Origin of the sequence: Methylobacterium frigidaeris (genome assembly GCF_022179185.1) — a bacterium.
GTDB classification, from domain to species: Bacteria; Pseudomonadota; Alphaproteobacteria; order Rhizobiales; family Beijerinckiaceae; genus Methylobacterium; species Methylobacterium frigidaeris.
Genome location: NZ_BPQJ01000380.1, coordinates 1 through 232, shown reverse-complemented (window position 1 = coordinate 232; position 232 = coordinate 1). Strand labels below are relative to the sequence as shown.

The 232-nt window shown below is 57.8% G+C and carries 1 protein-coding gene; it reads right to left on the bottom strand.

Annotated features, from left to right (window positions below; translation table 11 throughout):
* Positions 1–232 (bottom strand): UbiD family decarboxylase domain-containing protein (locus tag MFF64_RS37430; protein ID WP_238194142.1); only part of this gene is annotated, 232 nt, incomplete at both ends.

Sequence of the window (232 nt, the reverse complement as noted above, 5' to 3'; positions counted from 1 at the left end):
CTTCGGTCTTGGTGCCACGTAGCAATCCGGCAAACGCATACTCTGAAAGCGTATCCGGAACGGGAGTGACTGCACCGAGAATCGTGGCGGGATCGGGACCCAGCGCCACAGAAACCGGAAAACGTTCGCCCGGATGCGCCGCACACCACTCCTGATAATCCAGCGCGCCGCCGCGATGCGACAGCCAGCGCATAATCAGTTTGTTTTTACCAATCAGCTGCTGGCGATAAAT